Source organism: Pedobacter africanus, from assembly GCF_040548825.1.
Lineage (GTDB): Bacteria > Bacteroidota > Bacteroidia > Sphingobacteriales > Sphingobacteriaceae > Pedobacter > Pedobacter africanus_A.
The window spans coordinates 422,855-449,690 of record NZ_JBEPSL010000002.1 but is presented as its reverse complement, the minus strand read 5'-3'; the positions used below and the strand labels follow the sequence as shown (position 1 = coordinate 449,690).

The window sequence follows — 26,836 nt, the reverse complement described above, 5'->3', positions numbered from 1 at the left end:
GTAAAACCTAGTAATAAATAATATAAACAATTAATTATGACAAAAAAAACTACAAAATTTGGTTTAAAGGACTTAATCAGGTGGTTAGGTACAATGGCTGTTGTAATCGTGTCGCCTTTTATTCCCCTTTCACTTAGTGCAAAGGCTATGGATATTGGTAAAGTGACGTCCGTTACCTATGGTCTTAATGAACGCATGTTTTTGCTTCAGGAACGCGTCATAACCGGCCGGGTCAGCGACGTTAATGAGGCTGGAATAATCGGAGCGGGTATAAAAGTTAAAGGAACAAATATTGCTACCGTTTCGGATTTGAATGGAAACTTTTCAATCACGGTTCCGAACAACGAGGCAATACTGGAGTTTACGTCTATTGGCTATGCGACAAAAGAAGTGGCGGTTAAAGGCTTAAAGGTAGTTCGTGTCACTTTGCAAGAGTCAACATCCACTATGGACGAGGTTGTCATAACCTCTTTTGGTACACAGAAAAAGGAAAGTGTGGTTAGTGCTATTTCAACAGTTCGACCTTCTGCCATGAGAAATTCGTCAAGTAACCTGACGACCGCTTTAGCGGGAAAGGTTGGTGGAGTGATTGCCTATCAACGGTCGGGAGAACCAGGGCTCGATAATGCTGAATTTTACATCCGTGGCGTTACTACTTTTAGTACATCAGGTAAACGAGATCCACTGATCCTGATTGATGGGGTAGAAATGGCAACAAACGACCTCGCCCGGTTAAACGTAGACGACATTGCATCCTTTTCCGTACTAAAGGATGCCAGTTCCGCGGCACTGTATGGCGCACGCGGAGCAAACGGCGTGATTCTCGTGACGACAAAGGTAGGATCGGTAGACCAATTGTCGATCACCTTAAGAGCTGAGCAGTCCAACTCTTATAATACTAAGTTAGCCGAACTGGCCGATCCTGTTACCTACATGAAACTTCACAACGAGGCGGTGCGAACGCGTAACGCCCTGGTAGACCTACCGTATTCGTCTTCTAAAATTCGGGAAACAGAGCTGGGCACCGACCCGCTTCGATATCCATCCGTAAACTGGTATGACTATTTAATAGACGATAAGGCGATCAACCGCCGTCTTAATCTGAACCTCACCGGCGGGGGACAATCTGTACAGTATTACCTGGCTGCCAACTTTCAGAATGACAAGGGAATACTAAAAGAAAGCGAACAAAATCTGGTCGAAAACAACATCAACATCAATCGGCTTCAGATACGCTCGAATGTGACCATTAAGTTTGCACCAACCACTACTGGTGTTGTGCGTGCATACGGATCATTTGATGATCGGAGCGGCCCTTATATTCCTAGTATGAAAGATGAGTTGGGCAACACAGTGTCGGGCGGCTCGGCGGTATTCCGCGCGGCGCGAAATGCGTCGCCGGTGCGGTTCCTCCCATTTTATCCGGCAGACGAAGCCAACGAATTTACTGAGCATATCCTTTTCGGTATGAATCCGGAAATGACTTTTTCCAACCCTTGGGCGCAAGTGGTCAGCTCATTCCAGGAATCGAAAGAATCCATGATGCTGTTGCAAATGGAAATGGATCATAAATTTACCGGGAGCCTGGAGGGTTTAACTGTAAGAGGAACATTCAACGCGATGCGGAAAGCGTATTATGCGCAAAACCGTGCGTATCGTCCATTTTATTACAGTCTTGCAAATACCATAGACGGTTCCTACCAATTAACACCGCTCAATCCAGACGGCGGTACTGAGTATCTGAACTATGAAAGTCAGGGCAGAACGGTCAATGCGTCCCAGTACGGTGAGGTTCGCCTACAGTACAACAAAACCTTTAATAAAAAGCATGATCTCAATGCCTTATTAGTTGGTACGATCAGGAATGAAACTGGTACCCTTCAAGTTGATGAGCGAGTGTCTGATGACCTTCAGGCCTCTCTCGCACGAAGGAATATCTCGTCAGCTGGCAGGTTATCTTATGGATATGATTCCCGCTACTTTCTGGAACTAAACTTTGGATATAACGGTACCGAACGTTTCGCCGAGCAGAACCGCTGGGGATTTTTTCCTTCTGCCGGAGCTGGGTGGATGATAAGTAACGAACCGTTTATGAAGGGTGTGAAGGATGTTTTAACTACTTTAAAACTACGTGCTACATATGGTAAGGTCGGAAACGATCAGATAGGGTCTTTGTATGATCGGTTTTTCTACCTGTCTCAGATCAATATGAACGGGACCGGATACTGGTTTGGTCTTAATAGAGGCTACCGTTCAGGTATTACTATCGATCGGTATGCCAACGAGCTTATAACCTGGGAAGTTGCTAAAAAGACGAATTTCGGTTTAGAGCTTGGATTGTTCAACGATCTGACTCTTGTCGCAGACTTTTTTCAGGAAACCCGAAGTAATATTCTTCAGACCCGGGTAGATATACCAACTACCATGGGTCTTCGGGTAGTCCCTCAGGCAAATGTTGGAGTGGCCCAGGGAAAGGGAATGGATGTGGAACTGACATACAACAAAAAGTTCAATAACGGTTTATCGTTAATGATAAATGGCAATTTCACTTATGCAGCCAGCACAGTTAAGAAGTGGGAAGAACCAGATTATAGTGATGTTCCCTGGCGTACCCGCGTTGGACAGAAGATTAATCAGCCGGTAGGTTATATTGCCGAGCGATTATTCATTGATGAGGAAGAAGTAAACAACTCGCCCAGACAACTATTTGGAGAATATGGTGCAGGAGATATTAAATACAAGGACATCAACAATGATGGTCAGATCAATACGGACGATATGGTAGCCATTGGTCACCCGACTATTCCTGAGATCATTTACGGAAACTCGATCTCGGTAGCATATAAAGCCTTCGACATCAATTTCTTTATTCAAGGGTCTGCCAGATCCTCGTTCTTTATAAGCCCCGCTGGTATCTCTCCTTTCCTCAACCAGGGACAAAAAGCACTGATGCAAACAATCGCAGACGATCACTGGTCTGAAACGAACAGGAATATAGAAGCATTCTGGCCCCGGCTATCTGAGTACACCATCGCAAATAACAATCAGTCGAGTACGCATTGGCTGCGTGATGGAACCTTTATACGACTAAAACAGGCGGAAATAGGCTATACTTTACCCGAGCGATTGACTAAAAGAGCCCGCATGAGTATGATGCGGGTGTACCTCAGCGGAACCAATTTGTTTTACATTTCTAAGTTTAAAATGTGGGATCCGGAAATGGGCGGATTAGGCCTGGGATATCCGGTTCAGCGCGTATTTAACTTAGGTTTGAATGTTAAATTTTAATAACGACCTACGAATGAAGAATATAATGAGAATAATAGTAGCCTTTTCCTTGATGGGAATTATGAGCTGCACCTACCTGGATGTGGTGCCAAATGACACAGCGACATTGGACCACGCCTTCTCCAACCGCTCAGTAATGGATAAGTTTTTGAGAACATGTTACTCACACTTGCCAGATCCGACCGATCCGTTTTACTACCCTGCCTATTTTACCAGCAGGGATGAGTTTGACTGGAGGAGCGATAGCAGGGCTGGAAATACGCCCGCCGCCCAAATTTCCCGTGGACTTCAAAACACCAATAATCCACTGCAGGATTACTGGACGGGAGGTCAGGGAGGTAAATCAATGTATCAAGCCATACGTGACTGCAATATTTTTCTGGAAAACGCACATATTCCTCGTGATATCGCCGAAATAGAACGGGCTCGATGGATAGCCGAAGTGAAATTCCTAAAGGCCTATTACCATTTCTTTTTAATGGAATTGTACGGCCCCATCGTGTTGGTGAAAGAAAACCTGCCCTTATCGGCTACTCCTGAGGAAACGAAAGTATATCGCGAACCTGTGGATGAATGTGTAAACTACATCGTACAGTTGCTGGATGAGGCGGTGGTTGATTTACCATTGGCGCTTCCAGATCCGTCGACAGAACAAGGCCGGATTTCTAAAACTATTGCGCTGGGTATTAAGGCTAAAGTCTTAGCCTGGGGAGCCAGCCCATTATTTAATGGCAATCCGGATTATGCAGGTTGGATCGATAAGCGCGGGAAACAATTGATATCTAGTACTCCTGACCCTAAAAAATGGGAGAGAGCTGCTGTAGCTATAAAGGAGGCAATTGATGCTGCCCATGCTGCCGGAAACCGCTTATATGAATTCAATAAGTTTGCAGGTGGCGCCCAAACATTCGCAATGAATGACAGTTTGGTGCAGTTGATGACTGTCAGAAAGGCGATTACTGAATCGATTGACCGAAATCCAGGAGTGATCTGGGCCACACAAGAACAATTTGCAAATGGTAAAGGCGGTTCCACCTTTGCTCCGCTAGGAAATATGCTTGCAAGTCTTTTTCCGGTATTGTATAGTACGGATCAGCCTAGTTATATCAACTACATGTCTGCTTCCTGGCATATGGGTGAATTGTTTTATTCAAACAACGGTGTTCCGATTAATGAAGATAAAACGTATGACTACAGTAACAGATATAGCTTAAAACGGGCAACGTCGGCAGATCATCATCAATCTTATATTGCTACTGGCGAAGTAACCGTCCTTCTTCACTTCTTCCGGGAGCCGCGTTTTTACGCCAATTTAGGTATCGACAGAGGATTCTTTGAACTATCCACTACTACAACCAATGGCGGCGTCTCATTTGCCCCATTCATTAAGAGCCGTCCTGATGAGGTTGGGCCAGCGGCAGGCCATGGTGCATATACGCCTAAAAAGATTATCCCATTTGAGTCATCCGCCAGCCAGGGAGATGTGAATAAGCGATATACAGCATATCCTTATAACTTTCCTTTACTGCGCTTATCAGATCTTTATTTGCTTTACAGCGAGGCACTGAACGAAACAAAGGGCCAACCAGATGCAGAGGTCTACAAATGGATTGACGAGGTGCGAGCTAGGGCGGGATTGAATGGCGTAGTACAGTCGTGGCGACAAGCGTCCTTTAATCCTGACGCACCATCAAATAAAAATGAGATGCGTAAAATTATTCAAAGAGAACGCTTGATCGAGCTCTCATTTGAGGGACAACGCTTTTGGGATATACGTCGATGGAAAACGGCTGGTCAGTATTGGAACCTCCGTCCTATGTCCTGGACTCCTTCAAGAGAAACAGAACAATTTTATGTTCCTTTCGTCTATAGTCAAGTTGTACGCCAGGTTACATTTAGAGATTACTTGTATCCAATCAGAGACTACGACTTACGGATTAATCCAAATTTGGTTCAAACGTATGGTTGGTAATAACGGCAAGTACAGGAAGTGGAATTATTAATGAAGATTACTTTTATGAAAAAATATAGATTTATAATGGCGGTATTGGTTTTATGTACCTTTTTCGCCTGCAAAGAGGAAATTGACAAGCCGGGTGGCACATGGTCTTCCGGACCGATAGAGGTTGATCAGATAACTCCTATTAACGGAGGAGCGACGGTTACGTACAAACTCCCAAACGACCCCAACTTACTTTACGTGATGGCAGAATATGAGCGGAACGGGAAAATGTTTACCGAGAAATCGTCTGTTCATAAAAATATGCTTACAATCGAAGGATTTAACACGCTGGACAAAGTGCCGTTCCGCCTGTACATGGTTAATAAACAGGAACAGCGTTCAGCGCCTCTTGAACTAGAGTTTGAGCCCCTGGAGTCACTTATTAGCATTGCAAAGAATTCCCTGAATATGATGCCGGGATTTGGCGGTATTGTTGCGGATTGGAGTAATCCAAAAAAGACGGAATTTGGTGTCCGGTTGATGGTTAAAGACGAAAAAAACGGACTGGTAACTAAAGAAATGTATTTTTCCTCGAGCGAAAAAGAACGCCGCGCATTTCGGGGCTTTAATCCGAAAGAGACTACTTTTGCGATCGCTTTTGAAGACAAGTGGGGAAATATATCGGACACGACAGTGCTTAAGACAACTCCATTTTTTGAGACGGTGGTACCGAAACCATACGCAGATTTTCGGTCAAGTATTCCTTACGACAATGTCACAAATCTTTCTGGCAGAAACATTAGTTCGCTATGGGACAACATCGTTAATACTGCTTCTCACGGATGGTTGACTCAATCTGGAGGCGGTAGCGGCATATCTATGACTATTGATCTCAAACAAGTTGTCAAGCTCAGTCGGATTGTTATTCACGGTTATCATGTCAACTCCGTTTATGGACAAGCAAATATTACTCAATTTGAGGCATGGGGATCAAAAACAATGGATTTTGCAAAATTGGCTGATCGTCCGTACTGGTTGGACGAGTATGCTGTTCGTAATAAGAATATCAGAGACCTCGATGGGATTAACGAAACCACCCAGCTTCCTGCCCGGACATTTAAAGATGACTGGCAATATTTGGGTTGGCATGCAATACCTCGCTATGACAGAATGGTTCCGCCAGATCCACAGGGAGCATTAAACCTTGCAGCAAACGGTACAGAATACGAAATTCCACTGGATGCCGGCCCCGTGCGATATATTCGAATATTTGTACGCGAGATTGCAGGTGCGATGCCACCTCCCGTAAATAACTATTGGTCTATGGGAGAGATTACTGTTTATGGCGATAACACAGTTCCACAAAAATAGAAATGGAATAAACTTTATACAGATGAAAAAGATAACTAAAATAGTTCCTGTAGCACTAGCCTTCGTAGCGGTTGTTTTATTATTATTGTCCTCTTGCGACAAAATGGACGACATTCAGCGAAAATATGCTGAGAAAGATGAGCAAGTCTATTTAGGAAAAGTAGACTCCATTAAATATTTTTCAGGATTCGGAAGAGCAAAGATAACATGGTATATCGGTTCCGATCCTAAGGTAGAAAAGACCATTATCTACTGGAATAGGAGGAAAGATTCAATTGTGAAAGATTTTGTACGTAAAGGAGCAGGAGTCCAAAAGGACTCGGTGATCGTTGAAAACCTTCCTGAAGGCTCCACACTTTTTGAATTCAGGAATATAAACAACAGAGGAGAAACGTCACTATATTCCTCCTCAACCATCACTGTATGGGGTTCAGAATTTGCAGTTGGCTTGCGTGCGAGAAAGTTAACAGCGTTTAATTTCGACTATGCACAGTCACTTTTCACGCTAAACCTTTCGCCATCGGCTCGTGGGGATAGTGTTATCTATTCAGAAATTGTTTACAAAGACAAAGTCGGCGCGGAAAAAACAGTGAGAATAGAACGCGCTACAGAGGAGGTTCAGTTACCTAACTTTCCCGACGCCGGTGAGTTTAAATTCAGAACTGTTTTCTTTCCACCTCAAGGGTTAGATATCGTTTACAATGAGTTTAAAACCTATCGGGCACCAGATGCAATCTCTAATAGAGGTGTAAAACTTTCAGTTACAGGAAGGATGGCAAGTAAATATTTTACAGGCGAAGGGCAAAGTATATATGAGTGGAATGCTACAGGCGGAATCATTCGTTATGCTGTAAACGCAGACGGATCGTTAACCCAAACAGCATCCGTGGCTTCGCTCGTTCCCCGTGCTACTTATCGCGACTTCTTCTACTACAATGAGGATCGGTTTATCGGTATTAATACTGCTGGTGCTGTATCCATGCACCAAATTCAAAATGCTCAGCTAATTTTTGTAAAAGCGACTCCCACTTCAGCAAACACTTTCGGAACCGGATTTACTATGCCGAGGTTTGTACCCGGTAACGGTTTCTTCTTATCAGTGTTAGCCGCCTCGACAGACGCATTGACCTCAGGGGAGGTTAAGGCCTGGTATGCAAAAAATGACGCTACATTTGGGGCGCCTAACGGAGTTACCGTAGGAACAGGGTATGCTATTTATGAGCCCCTTACTATGTTCAATAATCAATCTCTTTTGGGGGTTGACGCCAATGGAAATTTATGGAGCATTCCAATCACGGCGAACGGTTCTCTAGGTTATAGAAGTCGTATCGGTACCGGCTGGAATCGATTCAAAAAAATAGTAGGTGTTGGAACATCGTTGCTATGTATGGAAGAAAATGGTAATTTTTACGTATTTAATAATTTTAATTCGACTGATAAATATTGGATTGTAAATTAAGGGATAATTAAAAAGTATGGTTCATATGGGGATGTTTTGTTCAAGTCTCCTATGAACCGTACTCTGTATACCGAGATTTTAACAAATGTGAATGGAAATAATTTTGGAGGTATAACGACGATTTTCCCCGGAATACCCAATAGCTTGTTTACTGATTCAGCTGGTAAAATATTAATCATGTTTGATCAGCTGCTTTGATGCAGCATATTCAGAAGGTGTCATGCCAAACTGTTTAAGAAAGGATCTCCCAAATTGGGTCTGAGAACTGAAACCCGTCATGGAAGCGATCTTCAGGATCTTATGGTTGCCTTCGACCAGGAGTTCGGCTGCCTGTTTGAGCCGGGTGATGTTGATGAGCTCGTGCGGTGAAAGGTTAGAAATGGCCTTGATTTTCCGGTATAGTGTTGGCCTGCTCATGTGCATGATCTCGGCCAGTTGATCTACGTCCAGGGATTTGTTGTCCAGATTTTTATGGATGGCCTCATAAAGTGTTCCCAGAAAAGCCTCATCTGCTTTATTGTAGGCCATACTCTTGATGTGAACCAGAGGAGAACATGCAAAGTAGTTTTTAATTTTATCCCTGCCTGCCAGTAAATTGGAAACCTGGGTTAACAAATGATCCGGAGAGAAAGGTTTTTCCAGGTAGGCATCAGCACCAACTTCCAGGCCTTCTATTTTAGACTGTAAGGTATTTTTTGCGGTGAGCAGGATGATCGGTATGTGTACATATTCCAGGTTCTCTTTCACCGCCCTGCACAATGCTATTCCATCTAAAACCGGCATCATGATGTCGCTGATGATCAGATGGGCACTTTTTTCTTTTAAGATATCCAGCGCCTCCTGTCCGTTGCCAGCTTGTAATACCACAAAATTTTTAGCCAGTTTACCTGCAATGAAGGTACGGATCTCTGTATTGTCTTCTACGACTAAAATGATGGGACAATTTGCCACATCTCTTTTTTGTAAGATGCTTTTTGCAATAGGGCTTGTTTCTGTTAAACTGATTTTAAATTCTTGTTCATGGTGTATGGGTAGGGTCAATACAAAGTTGTTGTATTTTTGATCCTCATTTTTTAGCCGCAAAGTCCCCTCATGCAATTCAGTAAGGGAGCGGGCCAGGGGCAGGCCAATTCCTGTTCCTCTTTCCGATCCTGCACTGGTCATTCTGAAGAAGGGTTCGAAGATCTTTTCCCGGAAATTTTCTGGAATAACTTTGCCGTCGCTGGCTACGGTGATCACAAAATTGTGCTCATAAGTGACCAGCTTTACCGAAATTTCGCTTCTGGAATATTTTACCGCATTATCGATCAGATTACTGAATATCTTGTTTAGTGCTTCTGGATCGGCATAAGCATAGAGTGGTATCTCTGGTAAAGAGACAGTTAATTCCAGTTTTTTCTGTTCAATAGCTGTTTTAAACCTGGAACAGTTCTCTTTCAGAATGTCGTTGATGTTTACATTTACAAAACAGAGGTTAAAGCCTTCAATCTCAGTTTTTCTGAAGCCCAGGAGTTGATCGGTCAGTTCTATCAGACGATTGGTGTTTTTTTCCATGGTTGTCAGGTTTTCTTTGACCTGAGGCATGGCTTCTGCATGGCGCATCACCTCCTCTAAAGGACCTTTGATCAGGGTTAGGGGAGTTTTAATTTCATGGGTAACATAAGTGAAAAACTCGATTTTAGCCTGGTAAAGCTCTGTTTCCTTTTTAGACTCCCAGCGCTCAATCTTTCTTTTATTTTTATCACTGGTCCTTTTATGGTAATATTTTATCCCATAATATAGGGCCGTTACCATCATGATGGAGTAAAGCAGGTAGGCCATAGGGCTTGCCCAGTAAGGGGGGGCGATAATGATTTTAAGACTGACAACATTGGGGTTCCAGATGCCACTGCTATTTGTTGCTCTTACCTTAAATGTATACGTACCCGGTGCAAGATTAGTAAAATAAACTTTCCTGTTGGTTTTAAGGTAAGTCCAATTTTGGTCCAAACCTTCCATGGTATAGGTATATTCTGTCATTTCGGGCGCAGTAAATCCTAAGGCCGCAAAATCAATGCTAAATGTAGATTGGTGGTGTTCAAGGTTCAATACTTTGGTAAAATTGATGGATTGGGTTAAAGGAGAATTCTTTTGACCGATATGCAGTTCTTTGTTGTACACCTGGAAGCCTGTAATGTAAATTGGCGGAACAAACAGGTTTTTTCTAAACCCATCTGGCAGAAAGCTGATCATTCCTTTAACGCTGCCAAAGTACATCCGGCCATTCTTGTCCTTATACGCCGAACCATAGTTGAACTGATCGTTCAATAAACCATTGGATCTGGTGTATAGTGTTATCTTTTCATCCGGACTAAAACATACAAGTCCACGCGAGGTGCTGATCCAGAGGTTCTGCTTTTGATCTTCCAAAATCCTGTAGAAAACATTGCTCTGAAAGCCATTTTTAATGGAGTACCTGGTGAAATTTTTTTCTTTTTCATTAAAGCAGTTGAGTCCGTTTTCTGTAGCTATCCAGATATTTCCTTTGCTGTCCTGAAAAATGCTGTTGACGGCATTGCTGCTCAGGCTTTTTGTATTGTTCTCTTCCGATTTGTAGTTTATGGAATGTTTGTTGGCTATGTTGAAAACATACAGGCCGTACGTTGATGATCCGACCCAAATGTTGCCAGATCTATCTTCCAGCACATGATGGTAATGCAAATTTCCAGGCACTTCATTCAGCAGGCTGAAATCATCGCTAAGTTTATTGTATTTGTACAGTCCATAAGAACTACCCAGCAGGATATCGCCTGTACTTGTTTTAAGGATGGATTCAATAAAATTGCTTTTTAGCTGATTTGGGGCTGTTCCTGCCCGGTAGTGCCTGATTACCTTTGAGGTGTTGATGTCCATGACATCCAACCCGTGTTCAAAAGTTCCGATCCAAAGCTCGTTATCTGTAGCCAGGAGACCATGGATATTGGTATGACTGATGCTGGTTTTTTTGCTTCCTGGTTTAAGATGTTTAAACTGTCCTGTTTTAAGATCCAGCTTGTTTAACCCGGCATCTTCTGTACCAATCCAGAGATTCCCTTTTTTGTCACTACATATTTCGTTCACGGCATAGCCGCTTAAGCTGTTGTTATCAGTCTGGGGAATAAATTTATCAAAGGAAGTGAATTCCTTTGCATAATAGTTTACGCCCCCGAAATAAGTTCCGGCAAAAATCCCTCCTTCTTTATCCTTGCATAAGGTGTACACGGCATTATCTGAGATGGAATAGGGATCGTTAAATTTATTGCGCAGGTTTTTATACCGGCCCGTTTTTAGGTTGTAAATAAACAATCCAGACTCGGTAGCGATCCAGTATTCGTCGTTTCCGATATCCATAAAATCACGGGCATAGATGGCAGTTTGGTCGGCATTGGAGGTTAAAAGTTCTTTGTAAGTTAAGGTTTTTAAATCGAAGATTTTGATGCCCTGATTAGAGGTACCTACCAATATGGATCCTTTTCCGGTATTATAAATCTTTTCTATCCAGTTGGATATAGCGGGTTCAGATTTGTCGAAAACGCTGTAATTGCTGAATAAATCTGTTGCATGGTTATATTTTTGAATGAAACCATCCATTGATGATACCCATATTTCATCTTTTTCACTGATACTGAGAGAGGTTGTACCTGGATGTGCTTTGTTCCTATAGGTGATGTTCTGCTTTGTTTTTTCATTGTAGCGGGAAAGGAACAAGCCTGCTATATACCATATATTTCCCCGGCTGTCTGCATTTATATCTCTGATGTCATATCCTTTTGAAGGGGAAACCAGGCTAAAGCTTTCCTTAAGTGGATCGTACTTGTAGAGACCGGCGAGTGTGCCAACCCAAATGGTCTGGTTTTTATCTTCATACAAGCTGTGGATAAAATTGTGGCCTATGCTTTTCGGATTATCGGGATCATGTCTAAATATTTTGAAAGTATAGCCGTCAAATCTGTTTAATCCATCTTTTGTGCCAAACCACAAAAATCCTTTCTTGTCCTGTAAACTGCAGATCACGGAGTTGTAAGATAGACCGTTCTCTACCTGGTAATGCCTGAAGGAGTACGACTGGCCGTAAGCAATGCTTACCACGCTGAACAGCAAAAAAAATACAAGGAATAGTTTGGTTAGTTTGGTGTACATAGCTGGTTTGTTGTGGTTATCCTAAAGATAACTCTAAAACTCAGATAAACGAATATAAAATATATCAGTTACTTGATTACCCCAATAATAGATACATTTTTGATACAAATTGTACAACATTTGATCAGCAGGATCAAATATTAATTCTTCTATTAGCACCGTTAACAAATAGACAAACAAAACTAAACTAAAAAATGTCAGCATGAAAAAACTGCTACAAGCAAAGGCTTTAACGACCTGAATTGATTCTATTAAAAGTGGCCAGGTAGACGTGCTGGTCCGCATTGATTTTAATTGCATTTGGTATAAGGTTGTCAGCATGGCCGATCCTAATGCATTAAAACCGGCGGATCATCCGTTTGCCTGTCTGCTATTACTGGAAAATGGGATTGATAGCCCCAATGTTAAAGCAAGTTTATTCTGCGAATACGGAAGTATGGATGATCAAAACGACGTGTGGTAGCAGACACTGCTGCTGATTCTTTGTAATAGCACAATAAAAATCAAGAATAATTAAAATAAGAATCATAAACAATGAAAGACCTAAAAACCTATCTATCGCTGTTGTTATTTGCCCTGATGTTTCAGACCTATGCACAAACGCAAACCGGACAAGTCAACCAGCAACCCCGAAAAATATGGACAGTAGAAAAAGCCAATAAATGGTATGAGCAATGGGGATGGCTGCGTGGTGCCGATTTTATTCCGAGTACTGCCATTAACCAGCTGGAGATGTGGCAAAAGGAAACTTTTGATGTTGCGACGATAGACCGGGAACTGGGCTTTGCTGAGGGTATAGGAATGAACTCTATGCGTGTTTATTTACATCATGCCGCATGGCAGAAAGACCGGGAAGGATTTAAGGCCAGAGTAAAGACTTATCTGGATATTTCAGATAAGCACCATATTTCTACCCTGTTTGTGTTGTTTGATGATTGCTGGAACCCAACTTTTAAAACAGGGATCCAGCCCGGTCCTAAACCGGGAATCCACAATTCAGGTTGGGTTAGGGACCCGGGAGACCTTTATCACGAGAATCCTAAATTGGTAGATACGCTGGAGGTTTATGTAAAGGATATCCTGGCAACCTTTAAACACGACAAGCGAATTGTGCTTTGGGATTTATACAATGAACCTGGAAATTCGGGTTATGGCAATAAAAGCATGGACCTGCTAAAAAAAGTCTTTGAATGGGGCCGTACCGTTGATCCTGATCAGCCGCTCTCTGTCGGCGTATGGAAGCGGGAACTGAAAGAATTGTCTGATTACCAGATTCATAATTCTGATGTCACTACATATCACAATTATGGCGATCCCGCAGACCATCAGCATTGGATTGATACGCTCAGGAGCGTATCTGACCGGCCACTTATTTGTACCGAATACATGGCCAGGACAAGAAATAGTCTGTTTGGCAATATCATGCCGCTACTTAAAAAAGAAAATATTGGTGCATACAACTGGGGGCTGGTGGCGGGTAAAACCAATACCAAGTATGCCTGGGATACCCCTATGCCAAATGGCGCAGAACCTAAAATCTGGTTCCACGATATCTTTAATGCCGACGGATCGGCCTATAAACAGGATGAGGTGGAGCTGATCCGGTCGCTAACAAAAAAATAAGTACATTTTTTTGTTATTTTTGCCGCGCTATGGTAATGATCAAACTGCGCATAACCGAAATGACCTATTGCCCGGGTGAAACCCTGATCATCAGTTTTGAACCGGTAGGCGGACAAAAACCAGCGTACCTTGCTGGGCAGTTCCTGACCCTTGTTTTTGATGTAAACGGAAAGGAACTGAGAAGATCTTACTCCATATGCAGTTCACCTGATATAGATGAACCATTGGCGATTGCCATAAAACGTGTGGAAAATGGTGAAATATCCAGGCTGCTGCACCATAAAACCTCGGTAGGGGATGTGCTTAACGCTGTTGAGCCTGGCGGGAGATTTTTTTACCAGCCGGCTGCTGAAATCAGAAGAACTGTGTTCCTGTTTGCAGCAGGGGTGGGGATAACCCCTTTATTTGCCATCCTGAAAACCGCACTGGTGCGTGAACAGAATAGTAAGCTCATTTTGATTTACAGCAATCGTTCTGCTGAACAAACACTTTTCTATAAAGAGCTGAACAGCTGGCAGGAGCAATATCCAGACCGCTTAAAAGTGGTGTATGTCTTTAGTCAGTCGCAAAACCTGATGATGGCCCGCCTGAACGGCCCACTCATAGAAAGGCTAGTGAGCGAGAACCTGGAATTCGACAAAAAGGAAACTTTACTGTATACCTGCGGTCCGATCGACTATATGGATGTCTGCCGCATCACGCTGCTTAACCTGGGTTTTGACCAGGCCCAGATCAAAAGGGAAACATTTGTGCTTCCCGAAGACGAACTGGATGAAGATGATGCAACCGAGAAAAAGATCAGGCATACCAATACCTATACCGTAGTGCTGAATTTTCAGAACAATATTTACCATCTGGCTGTTCCCTATAACAAAACCATACTGGATGCTGCGCTTGAAAAAAAGATCAATCTGCCTTATAGCTGCCATGCCGGAATATGCAGTACATGTACTGCCAATTGTATTAAGGGTGGAGTGGAAATGGATTACAATGAGGTGCTGATGGACGATGAAATTGCTGCAGGAAGGGTGCTGATTTGTACTGGGCATCCTACCGAAGATGGGACAACAATTGTATGGTAGCATGCTGTGAAAATGATAAAATTTTTAGCATTTTTGCAGTTGAAAAAAATATGACCTTTAACGCATAGATTCAGTATCATTTTTTTAAATATATATGAGCAAAAATACCGTTGACCTTGGCGAGCAAAAAGATGTTGAAGTGTATGGGGCCAGGGTGCATAACCTAAAAAATATAGATATTTCTTTTCCGAGGAATAAACTTGTGGTCATAACCGGCTTAAGCGGCAGTGGAAAATCGTCACTCGCTTTTGATACCATTTATGCCGAGGGGCAGCGCCGGTATATGGAGACCTTCAGCGCTTATTCCCGGCAGTTTATGGGCGGAATGGAAAGGCCTGATGTGGATAAGGTGTCAGGACTGAGCCCTGTTATTGCCATTGAACAGAAAACCACCAGTAAAAACCCACGCTCTACCGTAGGAACCATTACTGAGATTTACGATTTTATGCGTTTGTTATACGCACGTACTGCCGACGCTTTCTCCTACAATACCGGAGAGAAGATGGAACGCATGAGCGAAGACCAGATCCTGGAGAACATCTTCAATAAATTCGGTAATATGCCGGTCAATATTCTTGCACCCGTTGTAAAAGGGCGTAAAGGACATTACAGGGAATTGTTTGAGCAGATCCGTAAACAGGGTTATGTAAAGGTGCGTATTGACGGAGATATCCAGGATATTACACCCAAAATGCAGGTAGACCGTTACAAGATCCATGACATAGAGATTGTGGTAGACCGGTTGATCATCGACCGTAAGGATGTAAAGCGTTTACAGGACTCGCTGCAAACGGCCATGCGCTTAGGTAAAGGCATCATTAAAATCAGTGATAAGGACAACAATGTGTCCCACTTCAGCCGTTTTCTGATGTGTCCTACCACGGGGATTTCCTATGATGAGCCGCAACCTAATAGCTTTTCCTTCAATTCACCCTATGGGGCATGCGAAAACTGCGATGGTTTGGGCTATATCTTTGTGGTAGACAAGGAATCGGTTATGCCTAATCCTAAACTGAGTATCATGAACGGGGGGCTTGCTCCTTTGGGCGAATACCGCGACATCTGGATGTTCCAGGTATTGAAAGCCCTGGCAAAAAAATACAATTTCTCTTTGTCGACCCCAATTGAAAAGCTGGGTGAAGACATCATCAATATCATTTTGAACGGCTCGCATGAGCTGCTTTCCGTAGCTGTAGAGTACAACAAATGGAATGTACAGAATTACCAGATCACTTTTGATGGCATCATCAAACTGCTGGAAGAGCAGCAGGAGCGCAAGGGTGAAGGGGCTGTTGATGATATGGAGGCCTTCAGAAAGCTGAAAACCTGTCCGGTTTGTAATGGTGCAAGATTAAAAAAAGAAAGCCTGCATTTCAAAATTGATGGCAAGAACATCTTTGAACTGGCTGAGATGGACATCAGCAGCATTAAAGCCTGGTATGTAGATCTGGAGAACCGGCTTACCGAGCGTCAGAATACGATAGCCAAAGAGATTCTGAAAGAGATCAGGGCAAGGCTCGGTTTCCTGAGTGATGTGGGTTTGAATTACCTGTCGCTCGACCGTACCGCACGTACGCTTTCGGGTGGGGAGGCGCAAAGGATCAGGCTGGCCACGCAGATCGGTTCGCAGCTGATGAACGTAATGTACATTCTGGACGAGCCGAGTATAGGGCTGCACCAGCGCGATAACGAACGTCTGATTGGTGCCTTAAAGAACCTGCGTGATCTGGGCAATACGGTTCTGGTAGTGGAACACGATAAGGACATGATCATGGAAGCGGATTACGTGATCGATGTTGGTCCGGCTGCGGGGGTGCATGGCGGTGAAATTGTTGCGCAGGGTAGCCCGGATGAAATCCTGAAATCAGATACCCTTACCGCTGCCTATCTTAACGGCAAAAAGGGCATAGAGGTGCCTAAAAAACGGAGAAAAGGGACCGGACAGAAACTTTCCATCATTAAGGCCAGTGGACATAACCTGAAGGATGTTTCCGTTGACTTTCCGCTGGGTAAGTTCATTACCGTAACCGGGGTATCAGGGAGTGGAAAATCCAGTCTGATCACCGAGACTTTATACCCTGTTTTAAATCACCACTTCTTCCGGGCCAAGAAACATCCTTTGCCTTACGAGAAGATCAACGGCTTAAAAGAAATAGATAAGGTGATTGAGATCGACCAGGCGCCTATTGGTCGTACACCGCGTTCAAACCCTTCTACCTATACCGGCGTATTTTCAGACATCCGGAATTTATTTGTTCAGTTGCCCGAAGCCAAGATAAGAGGTTATAAGCCAGGTCGTTTCTCCTTCAATGTTAAAGGAGGACGCTGCGAAACCTGTCAGGGTGGAGGGATGAAGGTTATAGAAATGAATTTCCTGCCCGATGTGCAGGTGCCCTGCGAGGAGTGCCAGGGTAAACGGTATAACCGGGAAACACTTGAAGTACGCTATAAGGGTAAATCCATCAGCGATGTGCTGGACATGAGCATAGAGGATGCCTGTGATTTCTTTGAGCATATGCCTTCCATTTACAGGAAGATCAAAACATTGAAAGACGTTGGATTGGGTTACATTACGCTGGGGCAATCGTCTACCACTTTGTCGGGCGGTGAGGCCCAGCGGGTGAAGCTGGCCACCGAACTTTCGAAAAAAGATACCGGTAATACCTTTTATATTCTGGATGAGCCCACAACTGGCCTGCATTTTGAGGATATAAATGTGTTGCTGGGCGTGCTTAACGAGTTGGTTGACAGAGGAAATACCGTTTTGGTTATTGAGCACAACCTGGATGTGGTAAAAGTGGCCGACTGGGTGATAGACCTGGGTGAGGAAGGCGGTGCCGGGGGTGGCAGGATCATATTTGAAGGAACACCCGAAGGCCTGATCCAAAGCCCGATCAGCCTGACCGGCAAATTCCTGAAAAAGGAAATGGGTCTGTAAAATAAACTGTTATGGCAGTGTTTTTAAATAGTTTTCTGCCCGATTCTGATGCCGAGAGCAAATTGCAGCTGGTAGATGAAGGATTGGATAAACTGGGCAGCGAAGCAGACAGTTCGCCTTATAAACTCATCAATCAGGCCGATATTGCTGCCATTTTAAAGCCCAGGAAGGCTTTTTCCCATAAAGGTACTTATGGTCATGCTCTGCTTATTGCTGGCGACATCAAGACTATGGGGGCTGCTCTGCTTTGTGCAAGCGGGTGTTTGTATGGCGGAGCGGGCCTGACTACCCTGTCTGTCCCCGAAAGTGGACTTATTGCCTTAAATTCAATGCTACCCGAGGTGATGTACCTGGAGCGGAAGCAGCTGGTCAAGATAAAATCATTAAAAAAATATAATGCCATTGCCATAGGCCCCGGTTTAGGAAAACATCTGGAAGTGATAGGTATTATCGAGGAACTGGTAACTTTAAAGGTGACTGTAGTTGCCGATGCCGATGCTTTAAATATTTTATCCAAAAGAGCGGACCTGCTTTTTCATCTGGCAAAAAATTCCATATTTACACCACATTTAAAGGAATTTGATACCCTGTTTGGTAAGCATAAGAACTGGTGGGAAAGGCTGCAAACGGCCAGGACAATGGCAAAAAAGTTAGGCTCGGTGATTGTGCTGAAAAACCAGTTTACCTTTATTGTAGACCAGCAAGGAGACGTATTGATCAACCCGACAGGAAATCCGGCTATGGCACAGGGAGGCATGGGGGATGTGCTGACTGGGCTGATTGCGGCTTATGTGGCCCAGGGTTATAGTGCTAAAGCTGCTGCTTTGCTGGGCTGCTATTTTCACGGAAAAGCCGGAGATGAACTGGCTTCAGATCATTACAACATCACAGCGTCACAGCTTGCGGCACGGCTGCCGCGAACATTAAAAACGTTTTTGAAATAGTTTCGCTAAAAATCGAACAGGTGTTTTTCTGCATGGTAAGAAGAACGTACCAATGGTCCGCTTTCCACATACTTTAAGCCTTTTTCCAATCCGATTTCCTTATACCTGGCAAACTGATCAGGGTGAATCCAGTCGACCACAGGATGGTGGTTACGTGTAGGCTGCAGGTATTGCCCCAATGTTAAGATGTGCACGCCATTGGCTACCAGGTCATCCATGGCTTCGAGTACGTCTGCTTCAGTTTCGCCAAGGCCCAGCATGATGCCGGTCTTGGTGCGCAGCCCGAATTCAGAGATACGTTTCAAGGCTTCCAGACTTCTGTCGTATTTGGCTTGTATACGCACCTGCCGGGTTAAACGGCGTACAGTTTCTACGTTGTGCGATACCACTTCCGGGCGTTCTTCCAGTACGCGGTAGAGGTTATCCCATTGCCCTTTAAAATCAGGAATCAAGGTTTCCAATGTAGTTTCAGGACTTTCCCTTCTGATGGCCTGAAGGGTTTCTGCCCAGATGATAGAGCCACCGTCTTTCAGGTCGTCCCTGTCTACCGAAGTGATTACGCAGTGTTTGACCTGCATCAGCTTCACCGAGTTGGCTACACGGTTAGGTTCATCTGTATCCACCGCCAGCGGCCTTCCTGTAGCTACGGCACAAAAAGAGCAGGAGCGGGTACAGATGTTGCCCAGAATCATAAAGGTAGCCGTTCCGGCTCCCCAGCATTCGCCCATATTCGGGCAGTTGCCGCTTTCGCAAATGGTGTGCAGCTTATGGGTGTCCACAAGACTGCGTACCTGTGCATATTCTTTGCCAACAGGAAGCTTTACTCTAAGCCAATCTGGTTTACGTTGTACTTGGTTTTCTGAAACAACCGGTAATGCGATCATGATGCAAAGTTACACAATAGGTTTGAATTGTTATAAACATGAAATGTTTATAACATGTAAACAAAAGCCTATTTCTTTGTATAGCGCATAACCACGATGTCACCTTGCAGCATGACCAGGGTATTGCCCTGTACATCATAACCGGTTACTTTTTGCAGCATGTCTAAAAAGACTTTTTCGCCGCCTCCTTCACAGTATCTCATGGTCATAGGGCCAGGCTGTGATACGCTCATGCTGTTCCCTTTAATGGTAAGCTTACAACTGAAACCGTTACAGCTGGTATTGCCGCTGATGATTTCCGGATTTTCTTTGAAATTAATGGTTGGTTTGTCATTAGGGAACAGGCCATCAAAGGCAATCCTTGGGCCGGTAATGTAATTCAATACCCAGTCTCCGGTTAATTTGCCTGAAGATTGGTTTTGTTTCATCGTGTTGCACGCCGTTAATCCGCTGATGCTGATGAGGATAAGAAAGATGATTTTTTTCATGGTATTTGTGTTTATCTGTACTTAAAGTTAACAATTACCCGGATATTTTATAAATAATAATGATTTACGCAGGATTGTTTAATTTTACACCATGAGTACTTCAAAAATAACTTATAATGGTGGTTTAAGAACCACATCTGTTCACCTGCGTTCGGGCAATGAAATCATTACCGACGCACCGGTTGACAATAAAGGAAAAGGCGAGGCATTTTCACCTACCGATCTGCTGGCTACTTCACTGGGCAATTGTATGCTGACCATTGTTGGTATTGCAGCCAATGAACATGGTTTCAACATTGATGGGACAACCTGTGACATCACTAAAGTTATGGCAGAAAACCCAAGGCGGGTAGCCGAGATTGTGGTGAATTTTCAATTCCCGGCAAACAATTATTCGGAAAAGGAGAAAACCATCATTGAGCGATCGGCCAATACCTGTCCGGTGATGTATAGCTTACATCCTGATATCAGGAAAACGGTAAGCTTTAATTATTAATGACTTCGGCTACTTCGGTGGCTGAAATGTCGCTATGTGAGGCATCCAATATACAATCTCCGTTTTTGATCACCAGGATTTGTGGCGATTCATGATGCACCTGGAAGGTATCAGCTATCTGCGCAGAAATGTCGCGGTAGCTGATCAGATCTAAAAAGTAGAGTGAGGTGTTTTCAGGTATGACTGACCAGTCCATTTCAAAACGCCGTTTAGCCATTGCACTTACTGAGCAACGGGTACTGTGCTTAAAAATTAAGCTATATCCCTGCTGTTGTTGAATTTCGGCTACCTGTTCGGCCCGGGTAATGTTTTTCCACTCCATCTCCATCGTTTTTATATTAGCAAACTCTTTGGTTAGCCTCTTCTTCTTTTGCCTTCAGGATAAGAACTGTAAGCAGGACAAAGTTTGTTAGAGCAGGCTTCCAAAATAGTTATTGCAAAAAAAACGCCAAGCAATAGTATTGCAACTTTCTTCATCTGTATTGGTTTTCTTTAATGATATATATAAGTACTAATCTACAGTTTTTAAGCAAAGAATCAAAGTTTGTTATACAGTGGCGTTCAATTCCGCCATTTTCAGGGCTGTAATCGCAGCTTCATCACCTTTGTTGCCATGCTTTCCGCCTGCCCTGTCTATGGCCTGCTGCTGGTTGTCTGTGGTCAATACTCCAAATATTACGGCTTTGCTGTGCTTAATGCCTACGTTGGTGATGCCATTGGCTACTGCATCGCAAATGAAGTCGAAATGCCTGGTTTCACCCTGTATTACGCAACCCAGACAAATTACAGCATCAAGGTCTTTGTGTTTCTGTAAAAGGATTTCTGCTGCCGCAGTCAGTTCAAAACTTCCTGGTACCGGTACGGAGATGATGTTTTCGGCCGGCACACCATGTTTAAGCAGGGTTTGTAAAGCACCATTGTAAAGGCTGCCAGTAATTTCTGCATTCCATTCGGCCACAACAATAGCAAATTTATAGTTGCTGCCATTGGGTACAGTGGTATGAGAAAAATCGGATAGGTTTTTTAATTGTGTTGCCATGCTGCAAACTTAGGGAAAAATCAGCTAAACTGCTATTTTGCCAGCAGCTCATTTACCATCATTTGCACTCCAATGGTTGCAGGCTGTTCAATTTTTTTGAAATCGCCTTTGATATAAGGGATTTTTACATCGATGGCATATTTCATCGCTGTAGCAGGTACATAGTCTGTAAGACTTGCGGCAGGATAAACGGCAAGCGATGTGCCGATGACGGCAAAGATATCGGCCTTTGAACAGATTTTAGCAGCGGGCTGCAGGTTGGGTACATTTTCTCCGAACCATACCACGTGGGGCCGCAATTGCATGCCGTATTCACATATTTCGCCTGCTTTGATCTCCCAGCCATCTATAGGGTAGGTAACTGCAGGATCCACATCAGATTGTGAGCGGGTAATGATCCCGTGCAGGTGAAGTACATTTTTTGCGCCGCCCCTTTCATGGAGGTCGTCAATGTTTTGAGTAATGATGTGCAGTTCGTACCGCTCCTGTAGCGTTGCCAATGCTTTATGTGCTGCGTTTGGCTGTGCTTCGAGTACGGATTTGCGTCGTTCATTGTAAAAGCGCTGTACCAGTTCCGGGTTACGTTTCCAGGCTTCCGGAGTAGCCACATCTTCGATGTTGTAGCCTTCCCATAAGCCATCCGCATCCCTGAAGGTTTGCAATCCGCTTTCGGCACTGATGCCTGCACCTGTGAGTACGACGATTTTTTTCATGGTTTTAATCCATTGCCGGCAGACCCATTTCAATCCATTCTTCTTTTGATGGGCCATACAAGCCGGGTACGGGTAAACCCAGCACACGCATAATTACCGTCATTTGTCCGCGGTGGTGCGCCTGGTGCAGGATAAATATCTGTAGTAGTTTACCTTTTGCCCACTGATCGCCATACATCGGGATCAGATCTGCAAGGGAAGAGCTGGTCCATTTCAGCTGGACTGCCCGTGCCAGCAGCTCAGAGTTGTTTTTGTAGGTAGCAATGATCTCTTCCATGGTAGCCGGGATGGCAGCATGATCGAGCGTGTCTGTTGCAAATAAACCGGCTTTTGTGCCCATTTCTGTTAAGGTTTGGGTAAGGTGCCATGCCAAACGCTCCAGCGAACGAACATCTTCATGAATCTTTTCGCCTTTGGCGGCAGCTGTTATCAGTTCAAAAATACGAATGGTAAAAGCTTCTTCATTTTTCCAGTCTTTCAGGAAATCATCTATGCTGCGGTACATCTTATTCGGTTTTATTTGTGTCTGCTAAATTGGGAAAGATTTGACAAATTGCAAAAAAAAGCCTTGTACATTTTCACATGTACAAGGCCGTATTTTTTTAAGGGTAGGCTTATTTTACCTGGCCTGCAACACGGGCAATGTATTCATCTATCATTGCTGCTTCCTGGCTTTCAGGATATTGTGTTTTGATTTTTGTGTAGGCTTCTTCAGCACCTTTAAAGTCTTTTGTGTTCTCGTAAACCAAACCTAATTTTTTAAGGAACATAGGTGAGGTAAATTTGTTGCTGGCTTTGTCTGCTGCTTTTTTATAGTAAGTTGCTGCTTGTTTATAATCTTTCAGCTCGCTGTAGGCATCACCCAAAAGGCCTAATGCCAATGGATCTGCAACTGCACTTCCTGTTTCAGCATATTTACCTAAAACTTCAGTGGCTTTTTTGTATTCGCCCTTACGCAGGTAAATACCACCAAGGTATAAATTGGCGAGGTTGGCAGACTTGGTATTGTCGTACTCTTCGGCAATTTTCTCTAAACCAGGGTAGCCGCCTTCACCGTTGATGGCTTTGTTGGCCAGGGAATCAGGTCCGCCGATGTATTGCTCTGCTTTGTACATTTTTGCAGAAGCTTCTTCAGCCCTGTTTTTCAGGTACACATTCTGATACCAAAAGTAAATGGCTATTAAAACTACAATTGCACCTGCAATGAATAGAAGGCTTTTCGAATTTTCTTCTAAAAAAGAGCCTTTTCTTACCGGCTGATTTATTTCTTTTTCTGTTACAGACATTTTATTTTAAAAAATTAAGGATTGCAAAAATACGTTTTTACATCAAAGTATCAACCCCTTTTTCAAGTATTTAAATAAAATTAATGAACTGAGCGTTAATTCAATAAAAACAATTCATCGTATTCACAAAGCTAAACGGTAACTTTGCTATTGATACTATGTGGTTAAAGAACATTACCCTTCTAAATTTTAAGAACTACACGGATGCAAATGTTAGTTTTTCTAAAACTGTAAATGCTTTTGTAGGTAATAATGGGGCTGGTAAGACAAATTTACTGGATGCCATTCATTACCTGTGTTTGTGCAAAGGGTATTTTAATCCCATTGATACGCAGCAGATCAAATCCGGTCAGGATCTTTTTCTTATCCAGGGCGATTTTGAACGTCAGCAGAAGAACGAAAAAATTACCTGCGGGGTTAAACGGAACCAGAAAAAACAATTCAAACGCAATAAGAAGGAATATGATAAGCTGGCTAGTCATATTGGCCTGTTTCCACTGGTTATGATATCGCCATACGATACCAATATTATTATGGAAGGAAGCGAGGAACGCCGGCGTTTTATGGACAACGTGATTTCGCAGACAGATACACAGTACCTGGACGAGCTGATCATGTACAACCGGCAGCTGATGAACCGTAATGCCCTGCTGAAACAGATTGCGGTAACCAGGAGCTACGACCCGACACTGCTGGAAATTTACAATGAACAGCTGGTGGCTTCGGGTATGCAGATCTATGCAAAGCGGCAGCAGTTTATGGGGGAATTTATTCCGCTCTTTGATAAATACTATCAGTTTCTGACTGATGACAGGGAACAGGTTGGGTTGCTGTATCAGAGTCAGCTGAACGATAATGCCTTTGAACAGTTGCTGCTGCAGTCTTTTGAAAAGGATAAAGTGCTGGAGAGGACTACTGTTGGCATCCACAAGGATGAGCTGGTATTTACAATATCGGATATGGCTTTAAAGAAGTTTGGTTCCCAGGGACAACAGAAATCTTTTTTAATTGCACTGAAACTGGCGCAATATGCTTATCTTCAGAAATATAAAGGTTTTAAGCCTTTGCTGTTGCTGGACGATATTTTTGACAAACTGGATGATAACCGGATGCATAAACTGATGGAAATGGTATCGCATCACGATTTCGGACAGATTTTTATCACAGATACAGGTAAAGAGAGACTATTGGCGGTTTTTAACAAAATTGATGTGCCCGTAACTTTGTTTGAAGTAAACGATGGAGCGATAAATCATGCGTAAACCTAACGACATTACATTAAAAGAAGGCATTGGCAAGCTGCTCAATGTTTACAAGCTGAGAGGGAAATTTGACGAGACTTCTGTTGTGGCCCTGTGGCCGGACCTGATGGGTAAGGCGATTGCCAACCGGACTACGCAGATCTATGTTTCGCAGAAAAAACTGTTTGTCAGAATTGAATCATCAGTAATTAAGAATGAGTTGCTGATGGTAAAATCCGGCATCATTCAAAAAATAAATGAACGTGCCGGATCTGAAGTGATTACTGAAATTGTATTCCTTTAGCTTATTATCTGCCGAAAACTTTACTGATCAGCCAGATAATCAATGCCAGTACAAGTACGACCACAATTACACCTGTCCACACCCCTGCTTTAAAAATGCCTTCAATGAGCTCGCAGCTTGCCAGGGTTGTGGAAAGGAAGGCAATAATGGCCAGCGGGAAATATCTTTTCGTTGTCATAGGTTCATGGTTTTTATGTTGTTTATTAACAACAAACTATAACAATGGTTTTCTAAACGCTTATTTCCCGTTTACTTTAAGCAACTCGATCTCGAAGATCAGCGTGCTGTAAGGAGGGATATCTGCACCGGCACCACGTTCTCCATAGCCCAGTTCGTAAGGGATAAACAATCTGTATTTAGAACCCGCCTGCATCAGCTGAAGACCTTCGGTCCAGCCTGCAATAACACCATTCAATGGCAATGAAAGAGGTTCGTTTCTATCATAGGAGCTATCGAACTGTTTGCCATTAGTGAGAGTTCCCTTGTAATTTACCAATACAGTATCCGTAGCCTTTGGCCTGATGCCTGTTCCCCTGTTGATCACCTCATATTGCAATCCGCTTGGTGTAACCTGTATGCCCTGTTTTTTCTTATTGTTTTCAAGAAAGGTTTTGCCGGCGGCAATGGCCGGTGCATGTTTCTGCCTGCTTACTGTTTTAAACAGGTTGGAAATGGCCATCTGCGATTTCTCAGGACTGATTTGTGGACTTGCGCCGCCAAAAGCATCTTTGAGGCCTTTAATCAGTAGCTCATAATTCAGGCTGTTCAGTCCGTCGTTCTTCATGCTGCTGGCCATGGTATTCCCAAAGGCGTAACTTGCAGAGTCGAGCGTAGTTTTAAATACAGCAGCAGCTGGTTTTGCCGCGGTTTTGCTGGTTGCAGTTGTTTTTTTTGCCGTGCCTGTTTTGGCTTTAGTCTGCGCATTTCCTGCTACGGCACAAAGAGGGAGCATAAGTGTAATGATGATCTTCTTCATTTATTCTATTTGTTGTGCCCGAAAGGTACAAACTTTATAAAAAAATAAGCACCTTTTTGGGGTGCTTATTTTAATCGTTTTCGTGTTTTTTCTTTTATCTAGAAACGCTCGGCTGCAGTAAAGAAGAAATCGCCTTCAATCTGCGCGTTCTCGTCAGAATCTGAACCGTGAACGGCATTTGCATCAATAGATTTTGCGTATTTCTGGCGGATTGTTCCTTCAGCAGCTTCAGCAGGATTGGTTGCACCGATCAGTTTCCTGAAATCTTCAATTGCATTGTCTTTTTCAAGAATAGCGGCAACGATTGGACCGGAGGACATGAAGCTTACCAGATCTGCATAAAAAGGACGTTCCTTATGAACTGCATAGAACTGACCGGCAGTTTCAGCTGTTAATTTGGTATACTTTAAGGCTATGATCTTAAAACCAGCAGTAGTGATGTCATTAATTATAGCACCAATATGGCCATTTGCAACTGCATCAGGCTTAATCATGGTAAATGTTCTGTTTGTACTCATCTTTATATTAATTTTTTGCAAAATTACGTTTTATACGCTAAATATTAAAGTTTGAAACAGAGATAAACCGGAGCGCCTTAAATATA

General features: G+C 43.4%; 22 protein-coding genes. 11 read left to right on the top strand and 11 right to left on the bottom strand.

Features of this window, described 5'->3' with window-relative positions; all coding sequences use genetic code 11:
* The first annotated feature begins 36 nt into the window (after nucleotides 1-36).
* From ABIE26_RS12095 to ABIE26_RS12080, 4 genes are read left to right on the top strand one after another with little or no spacing between them, the layout of a single operon-like run.
* The gene (locus tag ABIE26_RS12095; RefSeq protein WP_354375698.1) at nucleotides 37-3,288 is read left to right on the top strand and encodes a SusC/RagA family TonB-linked outer membrane protein; all 3,252 of its coding nucleotides are present in this window, start codon (nucleotides 37-39) and stop codon (nucleotides 3,286-3,288) included.
* Between the two features lie 13 nt (nucleotides 3,289-3,301).
* On the top strand, nucleotides 3,302-5,260 hold the full coding sequence (locus ABIE26_RS12090; protein ID WP_310142622.1) for a RagB/SusD family nutrient uptake outer membrane protein: 1,959 nt from the start codon (nucleotides 3,302-3,304) through the stop codon (nucleotides 5,258-5,260).
* 45 nt (nucleotides 5,261-5,305) lie between these two features.
* Complete coding sequence (locus ABIE26_RS12085) at nucleotides 5,306-6,601, top strand: DUF4959 domain-containing protein (RefSeq protein ID WP_310142625.1); 1,296 nt, start codon at nucleotides 5,306-5,308, stop codon at nucleotides 6,599-6,601.
* A 22-nt stretch (nucleotides 6,602-6,623) separates the two neighbouring features.
* Nucleotides 6,624-8,060: a DUF4998 domain-containing protein gene (locus tag ABIE26_RS12080; protein ID WP_310142627.1), complete on the top strand. Its 1,437-nt coding sequence runs from the start codon at nucleotides 6,624-6,626 to the stop codon at nucleotides 8,058-8,060.
* A gap of 171 nt (nucleotides 8,061-8,231) precedes the next feature.
* Here ABIE26_RS12080 and ABIE26_RS12075 read toward each other — a convergent pair whose 3' ends face one another.
* On the bottom strand, nucleotides 8,232-12,218 hold the full coding sequence (locus tag ABIE26_RS12075) for a hybrid sensor histidine kinase/response regulator transcription factor (protein WP_310142629.1): 3,987 nt from the start codon (nucleotides 12,216-12,218) through the stop codon (nucleotides 8,232-8,234).
* A 534-nt stretch (nucleotides 12,219-12,752) separates the two neighbouring features.
* Between ABIE26_RS12075 and ABIE26_RS12070 the strand changes: the two genes are divergently transcribed.
* From ABIE26_RS12070 to ABIE26_RS12055, 4 genes are all read left to right on the top strand, one after another.
* Nucleotides 12,753-13,841: a glycoside hydrolase family 2 TIM barrel-domain containing protein gene (locus ABIE26_RS12070; RefSeq protein ID WP_310142631.1), complete on the top strand. Its 1,089-nt coding sequence runs from the start codon at nucleotides 12,753-12,755 to the stop codon at nucleotides 13,839-13,841.
* 29 nt (nucleotides 13,842-13,870) lie between these two features.
* Nucleotides 13,871-14,923 (top strand): ferredoxin--NADP reductase, encoded by a 1,053-nt coding sequence (locus ABIE26_RS12065; protein WP_310142632.1) that lies wholly within the window; start codon nucleotides 13,871-13,873, stop codon nucleotides 14,921-14,923.
* A gap of 94 nt (nucleotides 14,924-15,017) precedes the next feature.
* Nucleotides 15,018-17,861: an excinuclease ABC subunit UvrA gene (gene uvrA, locus ABIE26_RS12060; protein ID WP_310142633.1), complete on the top strand. Its 2,844-nt coding sequence runs from the start codon at nucleotides 15,018-15,020 to the stop codon at nucleotides 17,859-17,861.
* An 11-nt stretch (nucleotides 17,862-17,872) separates the two neighbouring features.
* Nucleotides 17,873-18,805: an NAD(P)H-hydrate dehydratase gene (locus ABIE26_RS12055; RefSeq protein ID WP_310142635.1), complete on the top strand. Its 933-nt coding sequence runs from the start codon at nucleotides 17,873-17,875 to the stop codon at nucleotides 18,803-18,805.
* A gap of 5 nt (nucleotides 18,806-18,810) precedes the next feature.
* On the opposite strand, the gene lipA is transcribed toward ABIE26_RS12055, so the two are convergent.
* Nucleotides 18,811-19,689 (bottom strand): lipoyl synthase, encoded by an 879-nt coding sequence (gene lipA / locus ABIE26_RS12050; protein ID WP_310142638.1) that lies wholly within the window; start codon nucleotides 19,687-19,689, stop codon nucleotides 18,811-18,813.
* Nucleotides 19,690-19,757: 68 nt separating this feature from the next.
* Nucleotides 19,758-20,177, bottom strand: a complete 420-nt coding sequence (locus ABIE26_RS12045; RefSeq protein ID WP_310142639.1) for an META domain-containing protein — start codon at nucleotides 20,175-20,177, stop codon at nucleotides 19,758-19,760.
* A gap of 91 nt (nucleotides 20,178-20,268) precedes the next feature.
* On the opposite strand from ABIE26_RS12045, the gene ABIE26_RS12040 reads away from it, so the two are divergent.
* Nucleotides 20,269-20,673, top strand: coding sequence for an OsmC family protein (locus ABIE26_RS12040; RefSeq protein ID WP_310142640.1), 405 nt, complete (start codon nucleotides 20,269-20,271; stop codon nucleotides 20,671-20,673).
* On the opposite strand, the gene ytxJ is transcribed toward ABIE26_RS12040, so the two are convergent.
* From ytxJ to ABIE26_RS12015, 5 genes are all read right to left on the bottom strand, one after another.
* On the bottom strand, nucleotides 20,663-20,995 hold the full coding sequence (gene ytxJ, locus ABIE26_RS12035) for a bacillithiol system redox-active protein YtxJ (protein ID WP_310142641.1): 333 nt from the start codon (nucleotides 20,993-20,995) through the stop codon (nucleotides 20,663-20,665). The genes ABIE26_RS12040 and ytxJ overlap by 11 nt on opposite strands.
* A gap of 225 nt (nucleotides 20,996-21,220) precedes the next feature.
* Nucleotides 21,221-21,712 (bottom strand): 6,7-dimethyl-8-ribityllumazine synthase, encoded by a 492-nt coding sequence (ribH, locus tag ABIE26_RS12030; protein ID WP_310142642.1) that lies wholly within the window; start codon nucleotides 21,710-21,712, stop codon nucleotides 21,221-21,223.
* 32 nt (nucleotides 21,713-21,744) lie between these two features.
* Nucleotides 21,745-22,425 (bottom strand): SIR2 family NAD-dependent protein deacylase, encoded by a 681-nt coding sequence (locus ABIE26_RS12025; RefSeq protein WP_310142645.1) that lies wholly within the window; start codon nucleotides 22,423-22,425, stop codon nucleotides 21,745-21,747.
* 4 nt (nucleotides 22,426-22,429) lie between these two features.
* Entirely contained in the window at nucleotides 22,430-22,930 is a 501-nt protein-coding gene (locus ABIE26_RS12020) for a DinB family protein (RefSeq protein ID WP_310142647.1), read from the bottom strand.
* Between the two features lie 109 nt (nucleotides 22,931-23,039).
* The gene (locus ABIE26_RS12015; protein ID WP_310142649.1) at nucleotides 23,040-23,711 is read right to left on the bottom strand and encodes a tetratricopeptide repeat protein; all 672 of its coding nucleotides are present in this window, start codon (nucleotides 23,709-23,711) and stop codon (nucleotides 23,040-23,042) included.
* A gap of 158 nt (nucleotides 23,712-23,869) precedes the next feature.
* On the opposite strand from ABIE26_RS12015, the gene recF reads away from it, so the two are divergent.
* Together recF and ABIE26_RS12005 are read left to right on the top strand one after the other, a co-directional pair.
* Nucleotides 23,870-24,973: a DNA replication/repair protein RecF gene (recF, locus tag ABIE26_RS12010; RefSeq protein WP_310142651.1), complete on the top strand. Its 1,104-nt coding sequence runs from the start codon at nucleotides 23,870-23,872 to the stop codon at nucleotides 24,971-24,973.
* Complete coding sequence (locus ABIE26_RS12005; RefSeq protein ID WP_310142653.1) at nucleotides 24,966-25,256, top strand: DUF721 domain-containing protein; 291 nt, start codon at nucleotides 24,966-24,968, stop codon at nucleotides 25,254-25,256. The genes recF and ABIE26_RS12005 overlap by 8 nt, the downstream gene beginning before the upstream one ends.
* A 4-nt stretch (nucleotides 25,257-25,260) precedes the next feature.
* Here the strand turns inward: ABIE26_RS12005 and ABIE26_RS12000 are convergent, their stop codons facing one another.
* The 3 genes from ABIE26_RS12000 to ABIE26_RS11990 all read right to left on the bottom strand — a co-directional run bounded on the left by ABIE26_RS12000 (nucleotide 25,261) and on the right by ABIE26_RS11990 (nucleotide 26,750).
* Nucleotides 25,261-25,434 carry a hypothetical protein gene (locus ABIE26_RS12000; RefSeq protein WP_310142656.1) on the bottom strand — a complete coding sequence of 58 codons (174 nt, stop codon included), beginning with the start codon at nucleotides 25,432-25,434 and terminating at the stop codon, nucleotides 25,261-25,263.
* Nucleotides 25,435-25,494: 60 nt separating this feature from the next.
* On the bottom strand, nucleotides 25,495-26,232 hold the full coding sequence (locus ABIE26_RS11995; protein ID WP_310142659.1) for an FKBP-type peptidyl-prolyl cis-trans isomerase: 738 nt from the start codon (nucleotides 26,230-26,232) through the stop codon (nucleotides 25,495-25,497).
* Between the two features lie 98 nt (nucleotides 26,233-26,330).
* The gene (locus tag ABIE26_RS11990; RefSeq protein WP_310142662.1) at nucleotides 26,331-26,750 is read right to left on the bottom strand and encodes a nucleoside-diphosphate kinase; all 420 of its coding nucleotides are present in this window, start codon (nucleotides 26,748-26,750) and stop codon (nucleotides 26,331-26,333) included.
* Between the last annotated feature and the right edge of the window lie 86 nt (nucleotides 26,751-26,836).

What these genes read in the sequence shown, in the direction of transcription:
- ABIE26_RS12095 (WP_354375698.1), top strand. Translation starts at nt 37, where the DNA reads ATGACAAAAAAAACTACAAAATTTGGTTTAAAGGACTTAATCAGGTGG.
- ABIE26_RS12090 (WP_310142622.1), top strand. Translation starts at nt 3,302, where the DNA reads ATGAAGAATATAATGAGAATAATAGTAGCCTTTTCCTTGATGGGAATT.
- ABIE26_RS12085 (WP_310142625.1), top strand. Translation starts at nt 5,306, where the DNA reads ATGAAAAAATATAGATTTATAATGGCGGTATTGGTTTTATGTACCTTT.
- ABIE26_RS12080 (WP_310142627.1), top strand. Translation starts at nt 6,624, where the DNA reads ATGAAAAAGATAACTAAAATAGTTCCTGTAGCACTAGCCTTCGTAGCG.
- ABIE26_RS12075 (WP_310142629.1), bottom strand. Translation starts at nt 12,218, where the DNA reads ATGTACACCAAACTAACCAAACTATTCCTTGTATTTTTTTTGCTGTTC.
- ABIE26_RS12070 (WP_310142631.1), top strand. Translation starts at nt 12,753, where the DNA reads ATGAAAGACCTAAAAACCTATCTATCGCTGTTGTTATTTGCCCTGATG.
- ABIE26_RS12065 (WP_310142632.1), top strand. Translation starts at nt 13,871, where the DNA reads ATGGTAATGATCAAACTGCGCATAACCGAAATGACCTATTGCCCGGGT.
- uvrA (WP_310142633.1), top strand. Translation starts at nt 15,018, where the DNA reads ATGAGCAAAAATACCGTTGACCTTGGCGAGCAAAAAGATGTTGAAGTG.
- ABIE26_RS12055 (WP_310142635.1), top strand. Translation starts at nt 17,873, where the DNA reads ATGGCAGTGTTTTTAAATAGTTTTCTGCCCGATTCTGATGCCGAGAGC.
- lipA (WP_310142638.1), bottom strand. Translation starts at nt 19,689, where the DNA reads ATGATCGCATTACCGGTTGTTTCAGAAAACCAAGTACAACGTAAACCA.
- ABIE26_RS12045 (WP_310142639.1), bottom strand. Translation starts at nt 20,177, where the DNA reads ATGAAAAAAATCATCTTTCTTATCCTCATCAGCATCAGCGGATTAACG.
- ABIE26_RS12040 (WP_310142640.1), top strand. Translation starts at nt 20,269, where the DNA reads ATGAGTACTTCAAAAATAACTTATAATGGTGGTTTAAGAACCACATCT.
- ytxJ (WP_310142641.1), bottom strand. Translation starts at nt 20,995, where the DNA reads ATGGAGTGGAAAAACATTACCCGGGCCGAACAGGTAGCCGAAATTCAA.
- ribH (WP_310142642.1), bottom strand. Translation starts at nt 21,712, where the DNA reads ATGGCAACACAATTAAAAAACCTATCCGATTTTTCTCATACCACTGTA.
- ABIE26_RS12025 (WP_310142645.1), bottom strand. Translation starts at nt 22,425, where the DNA reads ATGAAAAAAATCGTCGTACTCACAGGTGCAGGCATCAGTGCCGAAAGC.
- ABIE26_RS12020 (WP_310142647.1), bottom strand. Translation starts at nt 22,930, where the DNA reads ATGTACCGCAGCATAGATGATTTCCTGAAAGACTGGAAAAATGAAGAA.
- ABIE26_RS12015 (WP_310142649.1), bottom strand. Translation starts at nt 23,711, where the DNA reads ATGTCTGTAACAGAAAAAGAAATAAATCAGCCGGTAAGAAAAGGCTCT.
- recF (WP_310142651.1), top strand. Translation starts at nt 23,870, where the DNA reads ATGTGGTTAAAGAACATTACCCTTCTAAATTTTAAGAACTACACGGAT.
- ABIE26_RS12005 (WP_310142653.1), top strand. Translation starts at nt 24,966, where the DNA reads ATGCGTAAACCTAACGACATTACATTAAAAGAAGGCATTGGCAAGCTG.
- ABIE26_RS12000 (WP_310142656.1), bottom strand. Translation starts at nt 25,434, where the DNA reads ATGACAACGAAAAGATATTTCCCGCTGGCCATTATTGCCTTCCTTTCC.
- ABIE26_RS11995 (WP_310142659.1), bottom strand. Translation starts at nt 26,232, where the DNA reads ATGAAGAAGATCATCATTACACTTATGCTCCCTCTTTGTGCCGTAGCA.
- ABIE26_RS11990 (WP_310142662.1), bottom strand. Translation starts at nt 26,750, where the DNA reads ATGAGTACAAACAGAACATTTACCATGATTAAGCCTGATGCAGTTGCA.